General features: G+C 32.0%; 26 protein-coding genes and 1 tRNA gene. 5 read left to right on the forward strand and 22 right to left on the reverse strand.

Annotation, left to right across the window (positions count from 1 at the left end; all coding sequences use genetic code 11):
* Positions 1–76: 76 nt before the first annotated feature.
* Both ABYI63_RS01255 and ABYI63_RS01260 read right to left on the reverse strand, forming a co-directional pair.
* Positions 77–1,387 (reverse strand): TolC family protein, encoded by a 1,311-nt coding sequence (locus tag ABYI63_RS01255; RefSeq protein WP_372752585.1) that lies wholly within the window; start codon positions 1,385–1,387, stop codon positions 77–79.
* Positions 1,388–1,487: 100 nt separating this feature from the next.
* Positions 1,488–1,913, reverse strand: coding sequence for a DUF4405 domain-containing protein (locus tag ABYI63_RS01260; RefSeq protein ID WP_372752587.1), 426 nt, complete (start codon positions 1,911–1,913; stop codon positions 1,488–1,490).
* A 290-nt stretch (positions 1,914–2,203) separates the two neighbouring features.
* On the opposite strand from ABYI63_RS01260, the gene ABYI63_RS01265 reads away from it, so the two are divergent.
* Entirely contained in the window at positions 2,204–3,202 is a 999-nt protein-coding gene (locus tag ABYI63_RS01265) for a metal-dependent hydrolase (RefSeq protein WP_372752589.1), read from the forward strand.
* A 48-nt stretch (positions 3,203–3,250) separates the two neighbouring features.
* Here ABYI63_RS01265 and ABYI63_RS01270 read toward each other — a convergent pair whose 3' ends face one another.
* The 16 genes from ABYI63_RS01270 to ABYI63_RS01345 all read right to left on the reverse strand — a co-directional run bounded on the left by ABYI63_RS01270 (position 3,251) and on the right by ABYI63_RS01345 (position 17,347).
* The gene (locus ABYI63_RS01270; protein WP_372752591.1) at positions 3,251–4,372 is read right to left on the reverse strand and encodes an ABC transporter permease; all 1,122 of its coding nucleotides are present in this window, start codon (positions 4,370–4,372) and stop codon (positions 3,251–3,253) included.
* The gene (locus ABYI63_RS01275; RefSeq protein WP_372752593.1) at positions 4,372–5,478 is read right to left on the reverse strand and encodes an ABC transporter permease; all 1,107 of its coding nucleotides are present in this window, start codon (positions 5,476–5,478) and stop codon (positions 4,372–4,374) included. Before ABYI63_RS01275 ends, ABYI63_RS01270 begins: the two co-directional genes overlap by 1 nt.
* Positions 5,475–6,203, reverse strand: coding sequence for an ABC transporter ATP-binding protein (locus tag ABYI63_RS01280; protein WP_372752595.1), 729 nt, complete (start codon positions 6,201–6,203; stop codon positions 5,475–5,477). The genes ABYI63_RS01275 and ABYI63_RS01280 overlap by 4 nt, the downstream gene beginning before the upstream one ends.
* A gap of 88 nt (positions 6,204–6,291) precedes the next feature.
* Positions 6,292–7,194 carry an ABC transporter ATP-binding protein gene (locus ABYI63_RS01285; RefSeq protein WP_372752597.1) on the reverse strand — a complete coding sequence of 301 codons (903 nt, stop codon included), beginning with the start codon at positions 7,192–7,194 and terminating at the stop codon, positions 6,292–6,294.
* Between the two features lie 6 nt (positions 7,195–7,200).
* Complete coding sequence (locus ABYI63_RS01290; RefSeq protein WP_372752599.1) at positions 7,201–7,659, reverse strand: OsmC family protein; 459 nt, start codon at positions 7,657–7,659, stop codon at positions 7,201–7,203.
* A 12-nt stretch (positions 7,660–7,671) separates the two neighbouring features.
* Positions 7,672–8,565, reverse strand: a complete 894-nt coding sequence (locus tag ABYI63_RS01295; protein ID WP_372752601.1) for an HlyD family secretion protein — start codon at positions 8,563–8,565, stop codon at positions 7,672–7,674.
* 10 nt (positions 8,566–8,575) lie between these two features.
* A complete protein-coding gene (locus ABYI63_RS01300) occupies positions 8,576–9,826 on the reverse strand; it encodes a TolC family protein (RefSeq protein WP_372752603.1) in 1,251 nt (416 codons plus the stop codon).
* A gap of 4 nt (positions 9,827–9,830) precedes the next feature.
* The gene (locus ABYI63_RS01305) at positions 9,831–10,442 is read right to left on the reverse strand and encodes a TetR/AcrR family transcriptional regulator (RefSeq protein ID WP_372752605.1); all 612 of its coding nucleotides are present in this window, start codon (positions 10,440–10,442) and stop codon (positions 9,831–9,833) included.
* 79 nt (positions 10,443–10,521) lie between these two features.
* Positions 10,522–10,818 (reverse strand): hypothetical protein, encoded by a 297-nt coding sequence (locus ABYI63_RS01310; RefSeq protein ID WP_372752607.1) that lies wholly within the window; start codon positions 10,816–10,818, stop codon positions 10,522–10,524.
* Positions 10,819–10,834: 16 nt separating this feature from the next.
* On the reverse strand, positions 10,835–11,911 hold the full coding sequence (gene cydB, locus ABYI63_RS01315; protein WP_372752609.1) for a cytochrome d ubiquinol oxidase subunit II: 1,077 nt from the start codon (positions 11,909–11,911) through the stop codon (positions 10,835–10,837).
* Positions 11,912–11,913: 2 nt separating this feature from the next.
* A complete protein-coding gene (locus ABYI63_RS01320) occupies positions 11,914–13,248 on the reverse strand; it encodes a cytochrome ubiquinol oxidase subunit I (RefSeq protein WP_372752611.1) in 1,335 nt (444 codons plus the stop codon).
* A 226-nt stretch (positions 13,249–13,474) separates the two neighbouring features.
* Positions 13,475–14,056 carry a methyltransferase domain-containing protein gene (locus ABYI63_RS01325; RefSeq protein WP_372752613.1) on the reverse strand — a complete coding sequence of 194 codons (582 nt, stop codon included), beginning with the start codon at positions 14,054–14,056 and terminating at the stop codon, positions 13,475–13,477.
* The gene (gene trxA, locus ABYI63_RS01330; RefSeq protein WP_372752615.1) at positions 14,056–14,352 is read right to left on the reverse strand and encodes a thioredoxin; all 297 of its coding nucleotides are present in this window, start codon (positions 14,350–14,352) and stop codon (positions 14,056–14,058) included. Before trxA ends, ABYI63_RS01325 begins: the two co-directional genes overlap by 1 nt.
* Before the next feature lie 60 nt (positions 14,353–14,412).
* Complete coding sequence (locus ABYI63_RS01335) at positions 14,413–15,822, reverse strand: rhodanese-like domain-containing protein (RefSeq protein WP_372752617.1); 1,410 nt, start codon at positions 15,820–15,822, stop codon at positions 14,413–14,415.
* 32 nt (positions 15,823–15,854) lie between these two features.
* On the reverse strand, positions 15,855–16,646 hold the full coding sequence (locus tag ABYI63_RS01340; RefSeq protein WP_372752619.1) for a sulfite exporter TauE/SafE family protein: 792 nt from the start codon (positions 16,644–16,646) through the stop codon (positions 15,855–15,857).
* A gap of 68 nt (positions 16,647–16,714) precedes the next feature.
* Positions 16,715–17,347, reverse strand: a complete 633-nt coding sequence (locus ABYI63_RS01345; RefSeq protein WP_372752621.1) for a Crp/Fnr family transcriptional regulator — start codon at positions 17,345–17,347, stop codon at positions 16,715–16,717.
* Positions 17,348–17,558: 211 nt separating this feature from the next.
* Here ABYI63_RS01345 and ABYI63_RS01350 point away from each other — a divergent pair.
* A tRNA-Arg gene (locus tag ABYI63_RS01350) sits at positions 17,559–17,632 on the forward strand.
* Between the two features lie 267 nt (positions 17,633–17,899).
* On the opposite strand, the gene ABYI63_RS01355 is transcribed toward ABYI63_RS01350, so the two are convergent.
* From ABYI63_RS01355 to ABYI63_RS01365, 3 genes are all read right to left on the reverse strand, one after another.
* Complete coding sequence (locus ABYI63_RS01355; protein ID WP_372752623.1) at positions 17,900–18,916, reverse strand: M28 family metallopeptidase; 1,017 nt, start codon at positions 18,914–18,916, stop codon at positions 17,900–17,902.
* Positions 18,917–19,098: 182 nt separating this feature from the next.
* A complete protein-coding gene (locus ABYI63_RS01360) occupies positions 19,099–19,548 on the reverse strand; it encodes an FUSC family protein (protein WP_372752625.1) in 450 nt (149 codons plus the stop codon).
* Positions 19,549–19,558: 10 nt separating this feature from the next.
* Positions 19,559–20,332 carry a DUF3108 domain-containing protein gene (locus ABYI63_RS01365; RefSeq protein ID WP_372752627.1) on the reverse strand — a complete coding sequence of 258 codons (774 nt, stop codon included), beginning with the start codon at positions 20,330–20,332 and terminating at the stop codon, positions 19,559–19,561.
* A gap of 207 nt (positions 20,333–20,539) precedes the next feature.
* Between ABYI63_RS01365 and ABYI63_RS01370 the strand changes: the two genes are divergently transcribed.
* The 3 genes from ABYI63_RS01370 to ABYI63_RS01380 all read left to right on the forward strand — a co-directional run bounded on the left by ABYI63_RS01370 (position 20,540) and on the right by ABYI63_RS01380 (position 22,287).
* Positions 20,540–21,385, forward strand: a complete 846-nt coding sequence (locus ABYI63_RS01370; RefSeq protein WP_372752629.1) for a universal stress protein — start codon at positions 20,540–20,542, stop codon at positions 21,383–21,385.
* 15 nt (positions 21,386–21,400) lie between these two features.
* Positions 21,401–21,865 carry a c-type cytochrome gene (locus ABYI63_RS01375; protein ID WP_372752631.1) on the forward strand — a complete coding sequence of 155 codons (465 nt, stop codon included), beginning with the start codon at positions 21,401–21,403 and terminating at the stop codon, positions 21,863–21,865.
* Positions 21,866–21,948: 83 nt separating this feature from the next.
* Entirely contained in the window at positions 21,949–22,287 is a 339-nt protein-coding gene (locus ABYI63_RS01380) for a DUF4870 domain-containing protein (protein WP_372752633.1), read from the forward strand.
* Positions 22,288–22,414: 127 nt separating this feature from the next.
* Here ABYI63_RS01380 and dnaN read toward each other — a convergent pair whose 3' ends face one another.
* Positions 22,415–23,533: a DNA polymerase III subunit beta gene (gene dnaN, locus ABYI63_RS01385; protein WP_372752635.1), complete on the reverse strand. Its 1,119-nt coding sequence runs from the start codon at positions 23,531–23,533 to the stop codon at positions 22,415–22,417.
* Between the last annotated feature and the right edge of the window lie 188 nt (positions 23,534–23,721).

Genomic DNA, 23,721 nt, shown 5'->3' on the forward strand with positions numbered 1-23,721 from the left:
ATTTGGTTTGTATTTATTTAGAACGCCACGGCACTCGAACTAACAAGGTTTCGTCTTCTCGAGCGCAGTGGTGCGGTTATTCTTTAGTTAAAAATTGTAAATATGCCTGTGAGTAATTGTATTCAAAAATGGTTTGATAGTATTCCAGTTGTTTTTGTGCGAATTGTGTTTCAGCCATCAATAGATCGGATGTTTTTTCTAACCCTTCTTTGAATCTGTTGGTTCGGATCCTTAAAGATTCTTCCGATTGTTTTAATGCCAAACTAGTAAGTTTTAATTTATTCTCAGCATCTAAAAATGCACGTTTTGCTTTGTTGAATTCTAAATTACTTTGTGAAATATATTGGTTGTATTCCAATTTAGATTTTTCAAATTCAGATCTGCTTTTTTGTGTTTTTCCTAAGCGTTTGGAACCCTGAAAAATATCCCAACTTAATTGGGCTCCAAATAGATAACCATTCGCATCTCCTTGAAAAATTTCATCGTCGTACAGTTCGTAGCTTCCAAAAGCATTCAATCTTGGTAAAAAAGCCATTTTATCAGCTTTATTCATAGCTTCATAGGCCTGGGAAGCAAGCTGCATTGCTTTTATATCTGAACGATTTTCAGATACGGTTTTATTTTCCAAAGCGAATGTTGAAATATGTAACTCATCCGAAGGGGTATATACTACATAAGTATCGTCATTCATTAAAAATGATAAGTAGTTGGAAGCATTTTGAACATTGCTTTTAGCTGTTTGTAATTGGTTTTGAACTTCGGTAACACGTACCTCGACTTGTAATACATCGGAGCGTTGCAGGTACCCTTGGTTAAAACTATTGTCTGCTAACTTTTTATTTTCATTTGCTGCTTCTAAGGCTTTTTCTAACACAGCTACAGCTTTATAGGCAAGTTGTAATTGCATATACGCCTTTTCAACTTCAAAGGCTAAATAATCTTTTGTACGTTCTGTTTTTAAAAGCATAGCTTCCATTTTGGATTTAGCCGCTTTTCGCTGAAACATACCATCGAGATTGATTAATGGTTGTTGAATTTCTAATTTTGTGGCATAGTTTTCAATTTGTGAAGGGTCGTTTAACAATGCAGGATTGAAATCGTTTGCTGTTAAAATTTCTTGATTTAATTTAGAACCAAACGCCATTAAAGGATTGGTAGTAGCCATGGCGGTATGACTTGCGCTTATGTTTGGTAAAAAAACAGCATTTGTTTGTCGGTAGTCCGCTCGTGCTTGTTTAAATTCTTCCTCCGAGATTTTAAGTGTTTGGTTTGCTTCTGAAACTTTGTTCAAAACCTCAGTTTTTGTTATTGGAACAAGTTCTTGCCCCTGAAATAAGGATACAAAGCTTAAAAACACAAAACTTAGTGTATATAAATTTTTATTCATTGTAATAATTTTGATATTGCAAATGTAGGTTAGAGATAAACTCTAGAAAGTAACTTATGTTACTGACGGCTTATATTTAGAAAATTGATTAAGAAGTACTTTATTTTTTTAAGTGTTCAATTTTAAATTTTTCATGGCTCCCATTTTTAGTAGTTTTAATTTCAGGCTTAATAAATAATGGTAGTAGTATTAAAACTAAACAGATGAAGGCGAAGAAGAAGCCTATCAGTTTATTAAGTAACGGTCGGTGTATTATCTTTTTATATACACTTTTTACAATATTCCAATGCAAAAAAATGTGAACAAATAGTAATCCTATTATGATGTACCCAAGGATGAGATGTATGCTTCCCCATTCGTGCCTATTCATCCCCATAAAGTAGAGCTCTACATTTTCACCAAATAGAAGTTTACGCTTTTGCCCAGAAATTAAAGTAAATTCTATTAAAAATCCTATTCCTATTATCCCTGCCATTGTTAAGGCCATAATAGTGTTAATTACGAAGTTTAAAACAGGTTTTTTCATTGTTAAAAATTATCTAAAAAAGTAGTAAAACACATAATTTTAAACAATGACTTTTGTCAGGGAATCGCTATATTTTTAATTAATTTTTTATGATTTAATACTAAAAAGCGTTTTGGAATTTCCATTTATTAATGTTTATTTTTAAATGGATTAAATTGCTAAGCCTAGTATGGTGTTTTTGTTATAAATTATCCATGTAATCCTCCTTATTTATTAGAAAGTAGTTATTGGATTATGTAGAAAAAGAATATCGTTCTGTTTGAAAGGCATGTATTATCTTTACCGATTATATGGACTCATTAACTCAAATTGTACTAGGAGCAGCTGTAGGAGAAGTTGTTTTAGGAAGAAAGGTTGGAAATAAAGCGATGCTTTATGGGGCAATTGCGGGTACTATTCCAGACCTAGATGTGTTTGCTTCTCATTTTACAGATACTGTTACAGCACTTTCCATACACCGTGGGTTTACCCATTCCATAGTGTTTTCGGCAGTTTTTGCGCCTCTATTGGGTTGGCTGGTTTCTCGTTATGAAGGCTATAAAGATTTTAAAGGTTGGTCGTGGCTATTTTTTTGGTCTTTTGTTACACATCCTATTTTGGATGCACATACCACCTGGGGAACCCAATTATTTTGGCCATTGGATTTAAGACTAGCCTTTAAAACTATTTTTGTTATAGATCCTATTTATACATTACCTTTTTTGGTGTTTTTGGTACTAGCCATGTGGCAAAAGCACACATCCGGAAAACGTCGTTTTTATAATACCATGGGGCTAGTAATAAGTACTTCGTATTTATTGGTAACTTTTTTCTTAAAAAGGTTGGCATACGTTGAATTTCAATCGGCATTGGAGATTCAGAATATTAGCTATTTAAAGTTAGATACACGACCCTCTCCATTGAATACCATACTTTGGAGTGCTAATGTAGAAACAGATGACACCTATTTGATTGGGTATTATTCTTTTTTTGATACTAAGCCGGTTACTTTTGAATCCTATCCAAAAAATCATGAACTCTTAGGAAATCTTGTTAAAAATGAAAGTGTAGAAAGAATGATAAGTATTTCTGAAGGATGGTACACTATTTCGAAACAAGATGAGCAGCTCTATTTTAATGATTTAAGATTCGGTCTTTTAAGTTTAGAACCAAAATCTGAAAGTTTTGTTTTTCAATATAAAATAGAGGAATATAATTCAGATAAGGTCCATTTTGTGGAAGTTTCTAAAGATTCAAGGGATGGAAAAAAGTTGCTTTCGGAATTATGGCTCCGTATAAAAGGGAATTAGTTGAAAGATTGGTTGGTCTTTTTAAAACAGCTTATTAGTTTTATTAAATTAATTGGTTTTTTTATAACTCCAAACGGCTAAACTATTCATGATGAGTGCGTAAAGCAATGTTTTTAAAAGCTGCGGTAAAATATCCATAAAACCAGACCCTTTTAGCATGACCATTCGCATTACCTGTACAAAGTATTTAATGGGGTTGAATTCTGTAATGGCTTGTGCCCATTTTGGCATACTTTCAATGGGTGTGAACAAACCACTCATTAAAATAAAAATTACTGTAAAAAACCAGGCGATAAACATCGCCTGTTGTTGTGTTTCCGTAAAGTTTGAAATGAATAAACCTATGCCCAAAACAACTAATATATAAATGGATGTGTAAAAATACATTAGTGGTAAACTACCAATCATTGGTACATTAAAAATTAGTTTTGCAATTGTTAACCCAACCGTTAATAATCCCATACCTATTACCCAAAATGGAAATAGTTTGCCAATGATAAACTGACTTTTTTTAATTGGTGTAACATTAATTTGCTCTAAAGTTCCTATTTCTTTTTCGCGTACAATGTTCATTCCTGAAAGAAAAAGTGTAATCATGGTTACTAACAAAACCAAAATTCCCGGCACCATATAGGTTTTGTAGTTTAAGGTTTCGTTATACCAAAATAAGGGGATGGTTTTAATGCTTGCTACTTGTATTTGTGAGTCCGATGGTTGCAATAATTGGACCCTCAAATTTTTATTAAAACTTTGAATAATTTGTGTAACATACACGTTTTCAACACCCGCAGCGGCACCATCAATCGCATTAATGGTAACACCTAAATGGTTGTGTTTTTCTTTTTGTAGATTGCGTTCAAAATATTGTGGAATTTCCAAAATAACATCTACGTTGCCATTTAACATGGCTGAACTTGCTAGTTCTTCTGAAGGAAAATCGGTTAAAACATTAAAATAAGTAGAGGCATTGAATTTTTTAATTAAGGCTCTGGATGTTGAAGTATGGTCGTTATCAATATAGCCAAATTTGATGTTTTTAATTTCAAAAGTAGCAGCATTTGATAAGATAATGAGTTGGAGTAGTGGTAACACAAAAATGATAGGAAGCATGCCTTTATTTCTAAAGATTTGCTTAAACTCTTTTTGTATGATGTATAAAACTGTTTTCATTACTCCAATCTAATTTTATATTTCTTCACACTTAATGCTATGAAAAATATGGTCATTGCTATTAAAATTAAGGTTTCTTTCCAGATATATTGTAGTCCGACACCTTTAAGCATAATACCTTTAATGATGATAATAAACCATTTGGCGGGTATAATATTACTAATTATTTGAAGTGGCAATGGCATGCTGGTAATAGGAAAAATAAATCCTGATAAAAGTATTACAGGCAACATTAAACCCATTAAAGAAATCATCATGGCTGTTTGTTGCGTTGCAGAAATAGTTGAGATTAAAATACCTAAGGCCAATGCTGTTATTATGAACAAAACACTTTCCATCCCTAATAAAATTAAGCTGCCTTGAACGGGCATTTTAAATATGAAAATACTAAGTACCACAATAATTATGGCATTGATTATGGATAAAAAAATGTATGGAAATACCTTGCCAACAATCACTAGAATTGGTTTTAATGGGGATACTAAAAGTATTTCCATAGTACCTAATTCTTTTTCTCTGGTGATGGAAATTGAGGTCATCATGGCAGAAACCAGCATCAAAATAATAGTCATAACACCTGGAACAAACATATACACACTTTTTAATTCTGGATTATAAACCATGCGGGTTTGTGGAACTATTTGATAGGAATTGACTATTTCTTTGTTAACCTCCTTTTGGTATTGTTGCAGAATCGCATTTACGTAATTACTGATTGTATTCGCAGTATTGGGGTCCGTGGCATCTGTAATAATTTGAACGTTAGCTCCGTGCGCTTTTATTAATTTTTGACTGAAATCTTTTTCAAAGTTTAAAACAGCTTTTACGTGTCCTTTTTGAAATATTGGAGCAATATCAGCTTCTCGTGTTATTAATTGTTTAATGCTGAAATATTTTGATGCTGAAATTTTATTTATGATTTCTTGGGTTACAGCATCTTTAGAATGGTCTAAAATAGCAATATCAACATTATTAATTTCATTGGTAATGGCGAAACCAAATAACATAATTTGAGCAATAGGCATTCCGAAGAGAATAAATAGCGAACGTCTATCTCTGAAAATATGATAGAATTCTTTTTTTACGAAGCCTATAAATCGATTCATCCTCTTGCTAATTTTAAAAACACATCATTCATATTATCAACTTTAAATTGCTCTTTTAGTATTTTCGGTGTGTTTAAAGCTTCAATTTTACCGTTCACCATGATGGAAACTCGGTCGCAGTATTCGGCTTCATCCATATAATGAGTGGTTACGAAAATGGTTGTTCCTTGATGGGCAGCTTTGTAAATCATTTCCCAGAATTGGCGTCTGGTAATGGGGTCAACACCTCCAGTAGGTTCATCTAAAAACACAATTTTTGGGTCGTGTATTAATGATACTGAAAACGATAATTTCTGTTTCCAACCTAAGGGTAAAGCACCAACTAACGTATTTGTAACTTTTTCTAGGCCTAGCTCTTTAATTAATGTCTCCGATTTTTCTTTTATTCTTTTTCTTGATAATCCATAAATCCCACCAAAAAACGTAATATTTTCTTTAACGGTTAAGTCGTCATACAGTGCAAATTTCTGACTCATATAACCAATATTCTTTTTGATGTCTTCAGCTTGTGTAAACACATCAAAACCTGCAACATTTGCCTTTCCAGAAGTTGGTTTTGAAATTCCTATTAGCATTTTCATAGCTGTAGTTTTTCCAGCGCCATTGGCACCTAAAAAGCCAAAGATTTCTCCTTTTTTAACCTCAAAAGTTATGGAGTTTACAGCAGTAAAATCACCAAACATTTTGGTTAATTCTGTTACCTGTATGACTTTGCTATTGTTCATTTTTTTATTTTGAATTGTCTTGGGGAAATGACTTTTTAGTTGTAAACGCACTCCCACTGCGCTCAGTGTAACATTTTTGAATGGATATCTATTTTGCTAATTCCATAAAGGTATCTTCAATGGTTGCTTTGGTTTTTTCAATTTCTATATCTGACAATTTTTTCGATTCTAAATACAGCTTTAATTCATTCGGATTAAAATCTTTTCTACTATCTGTATAATGCACAAATTCACCAAAAGGAAATACGCTATGGTTGTGTTGGTATTCATTTAAACAAGTAATGAGTTGATACATATTGTTGGCACGTACATTATAAATTTGTTTTGGAAAATGTTTTACGATAGCTTCTGGTGTGTCAATTTCTAAAATTTTTCCATCTTGAATTAGCGCAATTCTATCACATAAAGCAGCTTCGTCCATATAGGGTGTGGATACTAAAATCGTTATATTTTTTTGTTGTAAGCGTTTTAGCATGTCCCAAAATTCTTTTCTAGAAACAGGATCAACACCAGTGGTTGGTTCATCTAAAAACAACACTTTTGGTTTATGGATTAAGGCACAACATAAAGCCAGTTTTTGCTTCATCCCACCAGATAGTTTTCCTGCACGACGATTTTTAAAAGGTTCCATTTGAATATAAATATCTTTTATTAAATCGTAATTCTCTTCAATGCTTGTTCCAAATATAGTAGCAAAAAAGTTTAGGTTTTCTTCAACCGTTAAATCCTGATACAATGAAAATTTTCCAGGCATATAGCCAACACTCTTCCGGATTTTTTTATAGTCTGTAATCACATCAAAACCAGAAACAGTGGCTGTACCTTCATTTGGAAATAAAAGTGTGGTTAAAATCCTGAATAAAGTTGTTTTTCCAGCACCATCTGGACCAATAAGGCCAAAAAGTTCATTCGGTTTAACTTCAAACGAAATGTCTTGTAAGGCCTTTACTTTTTTGTAGGATTTACTAACATTCTTTACAGAGATACTCACGTATAATTAATTTTGAACAATTATTTTGGGTTCCATGGTTACTTTGGAAGTAATTGAATTTGAAATTAAACATGCTTTCTCTGATTTTTCTAAAATACGTTCAGCTCGATCACGTTTGGACTCGTCATTAATTATAACTTCAGGATATAAAAACACCTCCGTAATTGCGAATTTCCCATCCACTTTCTCAAGTATACCTTTTGAACCACATTTAAAACTGATGAACTCCAATTTTGAATATTCGGCAATTGCTAAAAAAGTAGTCATTAAACAACTACTTACTGCGGCGGTAAATAAGTGTTCTGGCGACCAAATGTTTGGAATGCCTTTATCAAATTCTGGTGGTGTTGCAACCTCAATACAGTTGGATTGATTGTTTTCTGAATTATTTAATTCTGGTGAACACATCATTCCTTTACGGTCTTGCGTCCAGCTAATATTAACATTATAAATATGTTTTTCCATGATTATATATTTTTAATTATTTTCTATCCACATTTCACCAGGCATGCCAATTTTTAGGCTGCCATCATTTTTTACATCCACTTTTATGGCATACACCAAGGCAACGCGTTCTTCTTTTGTTTGAATAATTTTTGGGGTAAATTCTGCTTCCGAAGCAACCCAACTAATGGTGCCTTTAAAGGATTTCAAAGTGTTTGCTGAATCAATTTTTACGGTAACGTTTTGTCCAATTTTAATGGTTGCCAATTGGGTTTCACTAATGTAAACTCGCAGTTGCATGGTGTTTAAATCTGCAATTTTATAAAGAGGTTTTCCAAAAGAAGTAATTTCATTGGGTTCGGCATATTTTACTAAAACAGTTCCATTTACTGGATTTACAAGTTTGGATTTTTCAATTTGGTCTGCAATTTGTTTTAGTTGAACATCAATATTTTTTAGTTCATTTACTACCGGTGCATTTTGAATCTCTATGCTGCGAATTTGGTTTTTAATTACCTCTATTTCGCCCTGAATGTCATCAAGTTGTTTTTGGGTTCCTGCATTATCTTTTATCAAATTTTGAGTACGATTTTTATTGGTATTGGCAGTTTTTAATTGGGCATTTAAAACCTCGATTTGAGACAAAACACCTTTAGATTTTGCGTTAATAACCGTTTTAGAAATCTCTAATTGTTCACGTTGTAATGATAACGGAATGGTGTCGATATATCCTATGAATTGGCCTTTTTCAAGTTTATAACCTTCTTCTATATCAAATTGCAATAATTTTCCATTATTTTCGGCTGAAATCGTTATTTCTGTTGCTTCAAAATTTCCATAGCCATCTGCCTTATCCTTTCCATTTCCGCAGGAATAAAAACTGGCAATAAGGAAGGTTAATACTATAAACGTATAATGTATTTTCATTTGTAATAAATTAAAGTCCTTTTATGGTGTTGTAGTTTGCTTTAGCGAGTTGCAATTGTATTTTATGTCTTATCATTATGTTTTCATCTTCATATAAATTGGTTAATTCTGTGATATAAGCAGATGATGTGATAACACCATTTTTAAGTTGCGAACTTGCCGATTTTAGTACTTCTTTCCTGAGATTTATAATCTCTAAATCTGAATTTATTAAGGCTTCAATTTTATCGATTTCAGTTTGTTGTTCTTTTAGTTCAGCTTGGGTATTCAGTTTGAAAGTTTCTGCTTCAGTATCAATAATAGCCTTGTTTATGGCTAAAGATTCACGTTGTTTCTTGTTAGAATTCCAATCAAATACATTCCAATTCAATTTAAATCCAACTGTATAAAAGGTTTGGAAGGAATTGTCTAATATATTTAAACCTGGGTTTCCATAACCTCCATTGACAAATCCGAGTAATTTGGGCGCATTTAGTTTTGTAAGTAAAACTTCGTTTGTTTCAATTTCTTCTTTTTTGAGTTGAAAAAGTTCAAGTTCAGGTCGGTTTAATACTGGTTTATAAGAACAGGTAATTAAAGTAGTTTCGAATAGGGTAGAAGCATTTAAGGGTTCACCTATTATACTTGAAAGAGTTGAAACTAATGATACTCTATTGTTTTCAATTTCTGCAAATTGTTGCTTAATTTTTAGTAATTCTGCTTCTAAAATTTTATCAGAAGATGGTAGTACTACCCCATACTTAATAGCCGATTTTATTTCGTTTAACTTGGCTTGTAACTGTGCTTGTTTTGCCTTTAATAATAATTCAGTTTCCTGAGCTAATAAAACAGAGAAGTAAAGCTGATTTATTTTTTGTTTTAGTTGGTATAAAATGACTTCAATTTGTTTTTGTTTTGTTTTATTTTGAGTTGTTTTCAGATTTAATGTAACATCTGTGGCACCTGCATTATAAATAAGTTGATTAACAGAAAGCGTGGCGCGATATTGATCTTTATTTAAAGGCTCTATTCCAGACATAACAAGAGGAAACTCAATAACATCAGATTGATATGTAGCCTGTGCATCAAAACTAAGCTGTGGTAATTTTGCTTTGGAAATAATTTCTTTATCCAATTCATTTTGATTTTTAAGTAATTGGGTTTGTTTTGATAATGGATAATTTTCGTTTGCCAGTTGGTAACACTGTTGTAAAGTGATACTTTGTTGAGCAAGGCTCGGTATGGCGAATATGGATATAAGAAAAAGTAAGCTGCGTTTCATCTCATTAATTCTTTATAGAATTTATAATAAAGTTAGATACCTCTGTTTTCCGATTTTCCATTAGTTGATTGTAAGTGGCATCTTCTGCATTTATAAAGGCTTTAATTAATGGTTTTGCTACAAATGGAAAAATATTAAGAGCCATTATGTTTATAAATAATTGTTCAGCCTTTATTGGTTTTATTACACCAGTTTTAATTTCTTCTTCCACTTGTTTCTTAAATTTATCAAGATTAGGGAAGTCTTTACTAACTTTCAGTTTTATAATGAATTCAGGATTTCTATTAAGCTCTTGAATTACAAAATTTGGCAAATAGGGGTGTTTTATTATAAAGGAAATATAGTTTGAAGTAAAGTTTTTAATCTTTTCTTCAATGGAAGAATCATCATTTAAAATGGCATTTAATTGCGGTGCTAATAGCGAAAAAGCATTATTAAATACCGCTTCAAACAACATTTGTTTACTTCTGTAATAATAATGCAGCATTGCTTTGTTAATCCCTGCTTTATCTGCTATTTCTTGCATGCGTGCCCCATCCATACCTTTAGATTGAAATATGCTTTTGGCTGCTTCTAATATTTGAGATTCTGTAGTATCGTCTTTTATTTTATTCATTTCAACTATATGGTTTAACCAATTGGTTAACAAATTTACAAAAAATAATCAAACCCTATTTGTTTGATTATTTTTTTAATTATTTATTCATTTTTTTATAAACAATTTTAGCGAAAATTAGAGTTAAGAAGCCTCCTAAAGCTGATACACATAAGTTAATTAGTAATAGAAATCCATTAAAATTTCCATTATTCATAATAGACCAAGGATCGAACCCTAAACGCCCAAATATTTTAATAAATAAGATACTTCCAAAAACACCAATTAAGGTATTACCTGTAAAACCAAAACTAAATTTTTTTCTAAAAGAGCCAAATAGATTTGCTGCAATGATACCTATGAAAATACTAATAAGTGAAATTAACGTTCCTGTCATTTCTTAAATTCACCGATTAATGTTCGCCGTAACCAACATCATCCATTTTTCCACTAAAAACGCGATATTGAACAAACATATAAACCCCCACTAATAGTGCTGCAATTACAAACCAATAAACACCTACAGACAATCCGTATTCATGTGCAGCTACATTATATAAGGTTAAATCTGGATTTATACTATTGGTTGAAGGAAGGACTTTCGGGAAAATGGATGCTACGGTGGAAGTTAAGCCCCCAAATAAAAATAGTGATGAAAATAAGAAACCTACTCCATGTTTTTTAAATGTTTTTACTTTAAACAAACCAAATAAACCCGTAAATGTAATGATAGGGAAAATCCATAACCAAGGATTGTCTATAAAATTATGAAAAGGTTTAGGCTCTATAACATGCCATATGAAAAGTGAAATAATTACTAATACCGATAATAGTATATTAAGGTTGAAAACCACTTTTTTTAGTTTTTCATTTAAGTCGGAATTAGTTTTAAATATAATCCAGTTGGCCCCATGAATAGTTAAGGCTACAACGCCAATGACACCAAGTAGCAAGGTAAACCAATCAATAATACCTAAATGTTCGGCATGTGGGCTAAAAGAAGCATTCCAAAGCGGTAGGAAGAAATAATGTGGTTCGTGGGCAGAAACACCATTTGTAACCATTCCTAAATTAACACCTCTCACTACGTTTCCTAGAGCGATACCAAAAAATAAAGCTAATAATAAACTTGAAATACCGAAAGCTTTATCCCAAATAACTTCCCACATTTTATTGTGTATTTGGCCTCTTAACTCTAAGCCAATTGCTCTAAAAATAAGTAGCCAAAGAATCATGATTAAAGGCAAATAAAAACCACTAAACGACGATGCGTAAAGTGTTGGAAAAGCAAAAAATAACACGCCTCCTGATGCTATTAACCATACTTCATTCGCATCCCAAAATGGGCCGATTGCATTGGTGATTGCTTTTTTATCTTTTTCTGTTTTTGCAAAAAACAAATGAATGATGCCTGCACCAAAATCGTAACCATCTAAAATGACATAAATGGTTAGCATTGTCATTAAAACGATATACCAGAATAATTCCATAATTAGTTAAGTTTTGTAGTTTCAGGTCCTTGGTTTATCGCTTTTCCTGCCAATATTAAAAACAGGAGTCCTAATAAAATGTAAAGGCCAATAAATCCAAGTAAAGTAAATAAGGTATTTCCGGAAGAAACAGTTGGCGAAATACCTTCAGAAGTTCGTAAAAGGTTATATACTAACCAGGGCTGTCTTCCTAATTCTGCTGTATACCAGCCCATAGTGTTTGCAATGTAGGGAAATGGTAGCATGAACATAATAGCCCATAAAATCCATTTAGTAGTGTATAATTTCTTTCTGAATAATTGTACCGCTGCTAATAACATTAAGCCAATGAAAATTGTACCTAAACCAACCATGATATGATAGGCGTAATACAAACCAGGAATATTGGTTGGATGAACACTTTCATCAAATTCGTTCAAACCTTTTATTTCAGCATCCCAACTTTGATAGGTTAGAAAACTCAATACGTTTGGAACTGCAATTTTATTGTCTAATTTCTTTTTTTCCGTGTCAGGCTGACCAATTAAAATTATTTCCGATCCGCCTTCTTCAGTTTCAAAAATACCTTCCATTGCTGCAAAGCTTACAGGTTGATACTTTACAACATTTTTAGCAGCCAAATCGCCCGTAGGAAATGCCACTAAAATGCTTGATACTAATCCAAATATAACACCGGTTTTTAAAAATAATTTTCCAAACTCACTGTGTTTATCATTTAATATATAGAAGGCTCCAACCCCCGCCACAACAAACGCAGAGGTAATTACAGAACCCATTTGATTATGTAAAAAAGAAGGTAATAACCAAGGGTTTGAGAATAGTGCACCAAAGTTAGTGAGAACAAATTTTCCATTTTCTAGTATTTCATACCCCACAGGATATTGCATCCAAGAATGTGTGGCAATAATTAAATAGCCACTAGCCCAAGAGCCTAAAAACACAAGAAAACCAGTTAAGAAGTGCAGTTTTTGTCCGAGTAGTTTTTCTCCAAATAAAAAGAGGCCTAAAAAGGAGGATTCTAAAAAGAAGGAAAACATGCCTTCCATGGCCAGGGTTTGTCCAATAATACCGCCGGTTAATTCCGAAAATTTTGCCCAGTTGGTTCCAAACTGAAATTCCATTGGAATGCCTGTAACAACACCCATTGCAAAGTTAAGTGCAAAAATCTTCATCCAGAATTTAGCGGCATCATTAAATTTATCGATTTTCGTTCGGAGGAATTTCCACTTAAAATAGACAATCATTAAAGAAAGTCCCATGGTTAACTGTGGAAATAAGTAGTGAAAAGTGATAGTAAATGCAAATTGCATTCTATCGTAAAATAACATATCTTCCATATCTGTTTTTTATGCCCTCAAAAATACGAAGCTATATGTTAACCTTAGGTAACTTTTATCATAAAAAATGCCTGTTTGCCAAAGAACTGTCATAATTCACATTTATTAAGTAAAATGAAGTTGTAGCATCGGTTTTTATACACGCTAGAGTAAGATTTAATGACTTTTTTTTAAGTGAAAAATATCATGCTTTATTGTGGATACTAGATAAAATATTTGAATAGGATTATAATTTTACAAACTTTATGAAAAGCTCATTTTCGTTTCTTTTTTCAATCGAATTGTAACAAGTTTCAAAGATTTCTAAACTGAAATACGGATTGAAATACTGAAAATATTCAGATTTATTGCCGCCAAATGGTGGGTGTGAATCATTTAAAGGTATGTTGAATAAAAGACCAACTAACTTACCACCTTCATTTAATAATTGACTAGTCTTTTTGGCATACTTAGGTCTGTGTTCTGGATGAATTGCACAAAAAAACGTTTGTTCAATAATAATATCGAAACCCATATCTAATTTGAAAAAGTCTTCACAAATTAGCTGATTTTCAGGAAATGAATTTACCCTTTGTTTTAAATTATTTAATGCGGTTTTTGAAACATCAACGACATATACATTTTTAAAACCGTTATTATATAAATATTCAGCTTCATATGAGTTTCCTCCTCCAGGTATTAATATTTTTAGATTTTTGTTTGTTAACTGATCAAAATAAAATTTCAGGGGAGTGGCTATATGGCCTATATCCCAACCAATATCATTTGTTTTGTATTTATCCTCCCAGTAATTACGAGATAAATCCATTATTTGAAGGATTGTAAAATGCTAACTAATTCATTTTTTTGAATAACACCCGATTGTCTCCAAAGTTGCTTGCCATTTTTAAAAATCATAAGGGTTGGAACGCCTCGTACTTGGTATTTACTAGCAATAGCTTGGTTTTTATCTACATCTATTTTAATAATAGAAACCGAATCGCCTAATGTGTCTTTTAAATCTTTTAAAATAGGCGACATCATTTTACAGGGTCCGCACCATTCAGCAAAAAAATCTATTAAAACAGGCTTGTCTTGGTTTAATATGCTTTCAAATTTATTCATAATGCTATTTTTTTTATAATTTTCTAAATAGTATCCATTGAAATAATAATATAACTAAATTTATAATTTTGAAGGGCAAACATAATTAGTAACAGGAATTCCAACTTCCTTTATAGCCCCGAAACCACCAGCAACATCAATTAAATTATGAATCCCTCTACTTTTTAAAATTGACGCAGCAATTACCGATCTGTAACCTCCTGCGCAGTGAATGAAAAAGGGTTTGTCTTTAGGAAATTCAGAAAGATAATCGTTCAAATAATCTAAGGGTGTGTTGTGTGCGTCCTTTACGTGTTCAGATTGATATTCTCCAACCTTTCGAACATCAAAAACAGCTTCAGTGTTGTTATCTATTCTTGATTTGAATTCCTCTGCAGATATTGATGAAATAGTATCGTATTCGAAACCGGCTTTTTTCCAAGCTTCAAAGCTGCCTTGTAAATAACCAATAGTATTATCGAACCCAACACGAGATAATCTAATAATTGTTTCTTCTTCGCGTCCTTCAGGAGTTACTAAAAGAATCGGCTGTTTTACATCGGCAATTAAGGCACCTACCCATGGTGCGAAACCACCATCAATACCTATAAATATAGATCTAGGGATATGACCTGTAACAAAGTCCTTTTCATTTCTAACATCTAAAACAACAGCGCCAGTTTCATTGGCGGCTAATTCAAAAGCTTTGGCGCTAAGTGGTCTAGTTCCGCGTTTAATAACGCTATCAATATCATCATATCCTTCTTTATTCATTTTAACATTCAAAGGAAAATATTGCGGTGGTGGTTGTAGACCATCCGTAACTTCTTTTATAAACTCTGCCTTTGTCATATTTGCACGTAAGGCGTAATTGGTTTGTTTTTGCTCACCAATGGTACCGATGGTTTCTTTACTCAAGTTTTTTCCACAAGCGGAACCAGCACCATGTGCAGGATAAACAATAACTTCATCTGCTAGAGGCATTATTTTATTACGCAAGCTATCATAAAGTAATCCAGCCAGATCCTCTTGTGTCATGTCGGCAGCCTTTTGCGCTAAATCTGGACGACCAACATCGCCTAAAAACAAGGTGTCTCCACTAAATATAGCATGGTTTTTACCTTTAGCATCTTTTAGTAAATAGGTCGTACTTTCCATAGTGTGCCCAGGTGTATGAAGAGCGACGAATGTTAAGTTACCTAATTTAAATTCCTGACCATCTTTTGCAACGATAGCATCAAATGAAGGTTTTGCAGTGGGGCCATAGATTATAGGAGCACCAGTTAATTTTGATAAAGTTACATGGCCACTTACGAAATCTGCATGAAAATGGGTTTCAAAAATGTATTTAATTTTTGCGTTATTGTGATCAGCTTTTTTAATGTACTGATTCACTTCTCTTAATGGATCGATAATAGCAACTTCACCTTCGCTTTCAATATAATAAGCACCTTGTGCTAAACATCCGGTATATATTTGTTCTATCTTCATAATAGTTTATTTATTTTTATTTGTTTGGTTTTTTATAAGGTTTCTTTCATAATTATGTACAAAGCCATAACCATAACAACCCAACCAAAGCCTTTTTTTAATTTTTTGTTTGAAATAAATTTTGATAAATAGCCACCTAGCAAAACGCCTAAAATGGTTAAGGAGGTAAACAATATAAGAAAATCCCAATTAATTTCTAGGTTATATAAATCGCCAGAAAAACCTATAATAGAATTTATGGCAATTATAACTAGCGACGTGCCAACAGCTTTTTTCATTGGTAATCCTGCCCAAAGTACCAATGCTGGAACATATAAAAATCCGCCACCAGCACCTATTAATCCTGTAATTGTTCCTATAATGATTCCTTGTATAAAGGTATTATAATATGGAATCTTTTTAAATTCAGAATCGTTAATTTTTTTTGTTCTAATCATGGAAGTAGCAGCTACAATCATAATCAAAGCAAAAAACACCATGATAGCCACTCCTTTAGTTAGGATGAAGTTATTAATACTAACGATTTCAAGCGGTATGGCTGGCACTAAAAAACGCCTAGTTATATATACCGCCAAAAATGATGGGAATGAAAATATAAAGCCAGTTTTAAAATCGACTAATTTTTCTTTGTTTTTTTGAATAACTCCAACAACAGACGATGCACCCACAACAAATAAAGAATAAGCTGTTGCCACAACTGGATTATATCCTAAAAGGTATACCAGTAAAGGTACAGTAAGAATGGATCCACCTCCACCAATGAGGCCTAATACTACGCCAATTAATAGTGCTAAAAAAAAACCTAATAAATCAATTAATTCCATAGTTGAATTGAAAGGTACAAAGCTATGTTAATAGGGCGTTTTTTTTAGTAACAATAGTTACAATTCATTTAGAGTTGTAAAATTTTAATGCTGTTTCTATAAAGGATTATTTTGCCCTGGTTTTCTAAAGTTTTCAGTAATCTTGATATTACAACTCGAGAAGTGTGCAGGTCGAATGCTATATTTTGATGTGTTACATTAATAACATCATCATGATTTACCATTGCCTTATCTTTAAGGTATTTCAGTAGCCGCTCATCCATTTTTAAAAACGCGATGGTATCAATGGCTTCAAGAAGTTCAGTCATTCTATCATGGTAGCTTTGCAGGATAAAATTTTGCCAACTTTTGTATTTTCCCATCCATTCACTCATTTTTTCAACAGGAATCATGATGAGTTTGGTAGGAGTTTCTGCAACCGCTCTTATTTCACTTTTCATTTGGCCCATACAGCAAGATAACGTCATAGCGCAAGTATCACCTTGTTCTATAAAATAGAGTAGGAGTTCGTCACCATTATCGTCTTCTCGTAATATTTTTACGGCACCACTAACTAATAAGGGCATTGATTTTATATAATCGCCAATATTTATTAGCTGAAAACCTTCAGGAACCTCTTTGTAAGTTCCTGCACTACTTATTTCAATGAGTAAGGCCTCTTCAAATAAATAGCCATAGTTTTCTTGTAATTCGTTTATCATTTAAAAAGGTTTAATCAACATATAAAGATATGGACTTAAAATTAAAATTACCTAATGAAATATTTACTAAGCATGTTTTTAACAGTTTATGGATTGAAAAAAAATAAAATGAAAATGTTTTAAAAAATATTGAGAATAATCTTTGTTAAATATGTAGTTAATTTTATATTTGCACTCCGAAACACAAAATAGTTATTTTGTTTCGTGATGAGGGCTCTTAGCTCAGCTGGATAGAGCACCTCCCTTCTAAGGAGGCGGTCGAAGGTTCGAATCCTTCAGGGCTCACAAAAAGCTTCACTATTTTAGTGGAGCTTTTTTGTTTTTATCAGGGTTTAAAACGATAGAGAGATAATATCCCAATTAAGTACTTTTGTAATAATTGTGGTTAAATGGGCTAAGCAAGACTATTTATAAACTCTTAATGCGCAGGCAGAAAAAGTCTTCAATTAAGAGATGGAGGTGTTTTTAATACACTTATCAAAATTTGTTTTAATAAATTGTAGACAGGTTTGGAATTTTTAAGTTATTCAACTTTCCGTATTATCTAATTCGTTATTTATTATCCACCTTAATTCGTTCATTTCTGTTTGCCAATTCCCAAGCTGTATGGAAAATTAAACGAGCTCGTGTTTCTAATACGTCATATTCTATTTTATCTGGGGTATCACTAGGTTTGTGGTAATCGGCATGTGTACCGTTAAAATAAAATATTACAGGAATATTGTTTTTAGCAAAATTGTAATGATCCGAACGGTAATAGAACCTGTTCGGGTCGTTATCATCATTGTAAGTATAATCAAACTTCATGTTGAAATACTTCAGGTTCACAGCTTCCGATATGTCATGTAATTCCGTACTTAACTTGTCAGACCCTATTAAATACAAATAATTGCGTTGCTTTTCGTGTTTTCGATCAACGCGACCAATCATATCAATATTTAAATTTGCTACAGTATTTTCTAAAGGAAAAATTGGATCTACGTCGGTATAATATTTTGAACCAAAAAGTCCAATTTCTTCACCTGTTATATGTAAAAACAGAATGCTGCGTTTAGGACCATGACCTTTATCTGCTGCTAATTTAAAAGCTTCAGCTATTTCCATGATGGCTACAGTTCCAGAGCCGTCATCATCGGCGCCGTTATTAATTTCACCACTTTTTGAGATGCCAATATGATCTAAATGTGCAGAAATTACGATGACTTCTTCGGGTTTTTCAGAACCTTTTATATAAGCTAATACGTTTTCAGATTCTTTAATTCCATTCGTAAAAAAAGAGGCTGGAATTTTTTGAAAATAGTCACCATTGGTTAATGGTGAAGGAATTCCTATTTCTATGTAATGATTTTTTATAAACTCAATGGCTTTTTTTTGTCCAGGCTCACCTGTTTTTCTACCTTCAAAATCATCGGAGGCATAAGTGTAAAGTGCTTCTCTTAACTCCTCTTGGGTAATTGTTGCGGCATAGTCGTATACTTTTCCAATATTTTCAGCGCTGTTTTTGTTTTGACATGTACCACAACTTACTATTAAAATAGCAAGCCCTAAAATAAAGGTGATTTTTTTCATTATATGAAGCTTTGATTATTCTACGATATTACAAAAACCATTTAATTAATCCAATTTCAATTCTAATTAAATAATAGACTTTTGATGCTGAATGAGCGTTCTTATTTTCTATTGAAATTCCCTCAAAGAAATGTAAAATAAATCATGGAATTTTTTTTGAATTTGTTATAAGATATGAGTTGTTAGTTGCCTAAATCCAAATTTTCTAATTCATCAACAGTAATATTTTTGCTTTTAATTTCAGCAGGTGCGTTTTCAATGGTTTCAACTTGGATATCGTTTATTTCTTCAGCTTCAATTTCAATTTCTTCAATATCTAGTTCCTCTAATTCCTCAATGGCTTCTTCTTCAAATTGAATTTCCTTGGCTTCTAAAACTTCAATGTTTTCAACTTGAGTTTTAGTAAAAAATGCTTTATAAGAGGTGAGTAATAGGGCCATTATGGTTAAAAGGAACGCAAAATGAAGAATTTTTTTTACTTCGCCAGTCTTTTTGGATAAGTAAAATGCAAAGCCGCCAAAAATTAGTGCTGCTAAACCTGGAAAAATTGCCAAATTAGAAATAGGTAAAACCGAAAATAAAATAGCGATAAAGGAAGCTATTAAGGCTAATATGGTGAAAAGTTTTTTCATTCGTTTAATGTTAATTTTTAAGTCCAGAAGCCGATTTAATTTTTAATTCGCCGGTGCCCACCGGAATTTTAAATTTACCGTAAACTATAATTTTATTTTCATCAGCAGTTAACCAAATAAAATTACTGTTAGTGCCTTGTAACACATTGGTTTCACTAGAACCTACAGCCAACTTATAACACTCTTTTTTACCAATACCTGTATTAATTGTTTCTTTTCTAAGAAACGTAACAACGCCTTTAACTTCTTCATTATCAAAGAGTATAGTGAAGTATTTTTTGCTTCCCTCAGCCATGTTTTTATAATCTAAAACTCGTAAATAGTATAATGAAGAAATAATATCTTTCGTTCCAGAATTTATTTTTATGTTATTATTTTCAACATAATCATTCTTTTTCTTCATAACAGATTTTACTGTATTGGTACTATTACTAAATGTGTATTTCATATTTTTATAATAGCTACCTTCATTAACATCTCTGTTGTGTAAGTATGGTGTAATATTACTCGGATTTACATAACTTTCGTATAAATCTCTAATTTTAAAAAAACTATCCCACTTGCTGTAAGTAGCTGCCGTTAATTTCAATTTTAGAAGGGTAGCTTTGGATGTTTTAACCTCGCTGGTCTCCATGTTTATTTGTGCAATTTCTGTTAACACACCAGACATGTTGTAGGAAGCAGTATAGATTAGTTTTTCTCCAGCGGTAAAAGCTTTGTTTTGTGCATTTACCTTCGTTGAAAACGTTACTAGAAAAACCAAAAGGGATATAATTCTAACCATAAAACCTAAAATAAAATTAAAGCAAATTTATAACATTTATTGTGCCGAAAATACAATGCTTTTGGAAATTAAACTAATTTTAATATGCAAAACCTAGACTGAATTCTGGCTGACAATTATCATAGTTTAAATTAATTTGTTGAAGTAAATTTATAGAAATACTCATTATAATTAGAATGCATGACGAACTTTGAAACACAATAAGCTATGAAAACGATATTACTACCAACAGATTTTTCTAAAAACTCCATTAATGCCATAAACTATGCCGTGGAATTATATAAAAATGAGGTGTGTAATTTTTATATATTGAATGTACAAAGAGCATCTTCGTTCATTTCGGATGATATGTTGGTAGTAAATGCTTCTGCAACAATTTATAATACCATTGTGGATGCTGCGAAAAAATCAATTAATAATATCATCGCTAAAATTGTTAAGAAACACAGTAATGGTAATCATCATTTTGAAGCCGTTGTAGATTATGACAACTTTATAGATTCCATAAATCAAGTTTCAGAAAAATACAATGTAGACTTGATTATTATGGGGACAAAAGGTGCTTCAGGATTGGCTAAAGTACTTTTTGGTAGTAATACAATTAAAGTGATACAGCGCGGTGTTGCACCTGTTTTGGCAATTCCAGAAAACTGTAAATATTCTGGTTTAGATAAGGTTGGGTTTATTACAAGTTTTAAAACCCTATACAACATCAATGATTTTAAACCACTAAATGACATTATAGCTTTAAATAATAGTGAAATACATATTATGCACGCTCTTTGTGATCAGGATGCGACTGAAGAACTTAATAAATGCATTAGCCGATTGAAGAAAAATTTTAATAACCCAGTTTTTAATTACTTGGTTGTAAAAAATGATAAAGTCTTTGAAACCATACATGAGTTTACTGAAACGAAAGGAATTAAAATGATAGCTATGTTGGTAAGCAAACATACATTTCTAGAAAGGTTATTCAAAACTCATGCGGTGGAAACAATTGCCTTTGCTACAGTTATTCCGTTTTTGGCAATGAAAAAAAACGAAGATTAATTTTAAATGTTTATAATGAAAATTTATTTTTTGTTACTCGTACTGTTGTTTTGTTTTACAGATTGTAAAAATGATAAAAGCGATACTTATACCGATGTTACCAGCGTTTATAGTAAAATATCCGACCCCACACATCCAGGAAAAAAATTAATGGAAACGTATTGCTATGCTTGTCATGATGCCACCACAACCGAAGATAAGCGTTTAGCTCCACCAATGATTGCTATTAAAAACCGTTATATTTTTAAAAGCACTACAAAAGCAGAATTTACTGACGCTATGCAAAATTGGATTAAAAACCCGAATGAAAAAGATGCAAAAATGTTTGGTGCTGTTAAGCGATTTGGCGTTATGGCGAAGTTGCCATATCCAGAAGATGTTATTAGCAAAATTTCAGATTATATCTATGATAATGATATAGAGCAACCTGAATGGTTTCAGGAGCACTACAATCAAAAGAGGGGTAAAGGTATGTACTAGGTGTAGTAAATCTCATTTTTAGTAATAGTTGTAACATATTTGTTGTTTGTACGTCCTATAGATATCAATCAAAAAATATCATAATGAGAGAAGATAAACAATTGTTAGTCATTACCCATTTAAGTCAGTTAATTACATTGGCCACCGGATTTGGAAGTTTGATATTACCCTTAATTATTTGGATTACACAAAAGGAGAAAGTATATCAAATGGATGAACACGGAAAAAATATTATAAACTTTCAACTTAGTCTGATTATTTATTTTATAATCTGTATACCACTTATTTTATTATTAGGTTTAGGCCTTTTGGGCTTTATTGTTCTTGGAATTATATCCATAATATTTCCAATAATTAATGCAATAAAAACAAGCAACGGGGAAACTCCTAAATACCCTATGTCTATTAAATTTATTAATTAAAGCGTTTCAAGGAAGCGATAATCTTGTTAAATAAGTATTTATTCAACTTTTTTAAATTGAAAAAGAGGCTTCAGAAATTTTCTGAAGCCTCTTTTATTATATTTAAATTCCTGTCTAAACTGGATTTTTAGCTATTTAGCATAACAGGCATTACCAGCATGGTAATTTGTTCTCCTTCATCCAATCCATCAACTGGAGTTAAAATCCCAGCCCTGTTAGGCATACTCATTTCTAGTTGTACGTCATCAGAACTTAAGTTATTAAGCATTTCGGTTAGAAAACGCGAGTTGAAACCAATTTGCATATCGTCACCTTGGTAATCACATGTTAAACGTTCTTCGGCTTTGTTGCTGTAATCAATATCCTCAGCCGAAATATTAAGTTCTGCACCTGCAATTTTTAATCGGATTTGGTGTGTTGTTTTATTAGAGAAAATACTAACACGACGTACCGAATTTAAAAATTGTGTTCTACTTATAACCAATTTATTTGGATTCTCCTTAGGTATCACGGCTTCATAGTTAGGGTACTTTCCATCTATTAATCGACATATTAAAACCGAGTTTTCAAAAGTAAACTTTGCATTGGAGTCGTTATATTCAATTGTAACATCATTTTCACTACCTGCTAAAATACCCTTTAATAAATTTAAAGGCTTTTTAGGCATTATGAATTCAGCTACTTGGTTGGCTTTTATATCCTCACGCGTATATTTTACTAATTTATGAGCATCTGTAGCAACGAAGGTTAAACCTTGAGTTGAAAACTGAAAAAATACTCCACTCATTACCGGACGTAAATCGTCATTTCCAGCGGCAAAAATGGTTTTACTTATAGCTGAAGCTAATACATCGCCAAGTACAATGGTTTTACTAGGGTCTTCAAGTGAAACCGCTTTTGGAAATTCGTTACCATTAGCGTAAGCTAAAGCGTATTTTCCGTGGTTAGAACTAATTTCAACTGTATTATTATCTTCAACAATAAATGTAAGCGGTTGCTCAGGAAATGTTTTTAATGTATCTAGTAATAAGCGTGCAGGAATGGCAACACTTCCTTGGCTTTCACTTTCAACTTCCAATGAAGATGCCATGGTGGTTTCCAAATCACTGGCAGAAACTGTAAGTGTTGAATTATCTAATTCAAACAAAAAATTATCTAAAATAGGTAAGGTGTTTGAACTGTTAATAACACCTCCTAAAACCTGCAATTGTTTTAATAAATAGGTACTTGATACTATAAATTTCATCTGTTTATAATGTTGTTTTATTGGTAGAATGCAACATTTTAAGATTTTTTAAGAACTTAGCATGTTACAATTTTAAATAATTCGATTAAAGCTTAATTATTCTACTTACAAATATATTCTATACATACTAATATTGGAAACAAACTTATTAACATTAATTTTTACGGAAGAAGATGTTTTAAATAGGT

Origin of the sequence: Mariniflexile sp. (genome assembly GCF_041583155.1) — a bacterium.
Taxonomy (GTDB): Bacteria; Bacteroidota; Bacteroidia; order Flavobacteriales; family Flavobacteriaceae; genus Mariniflexile.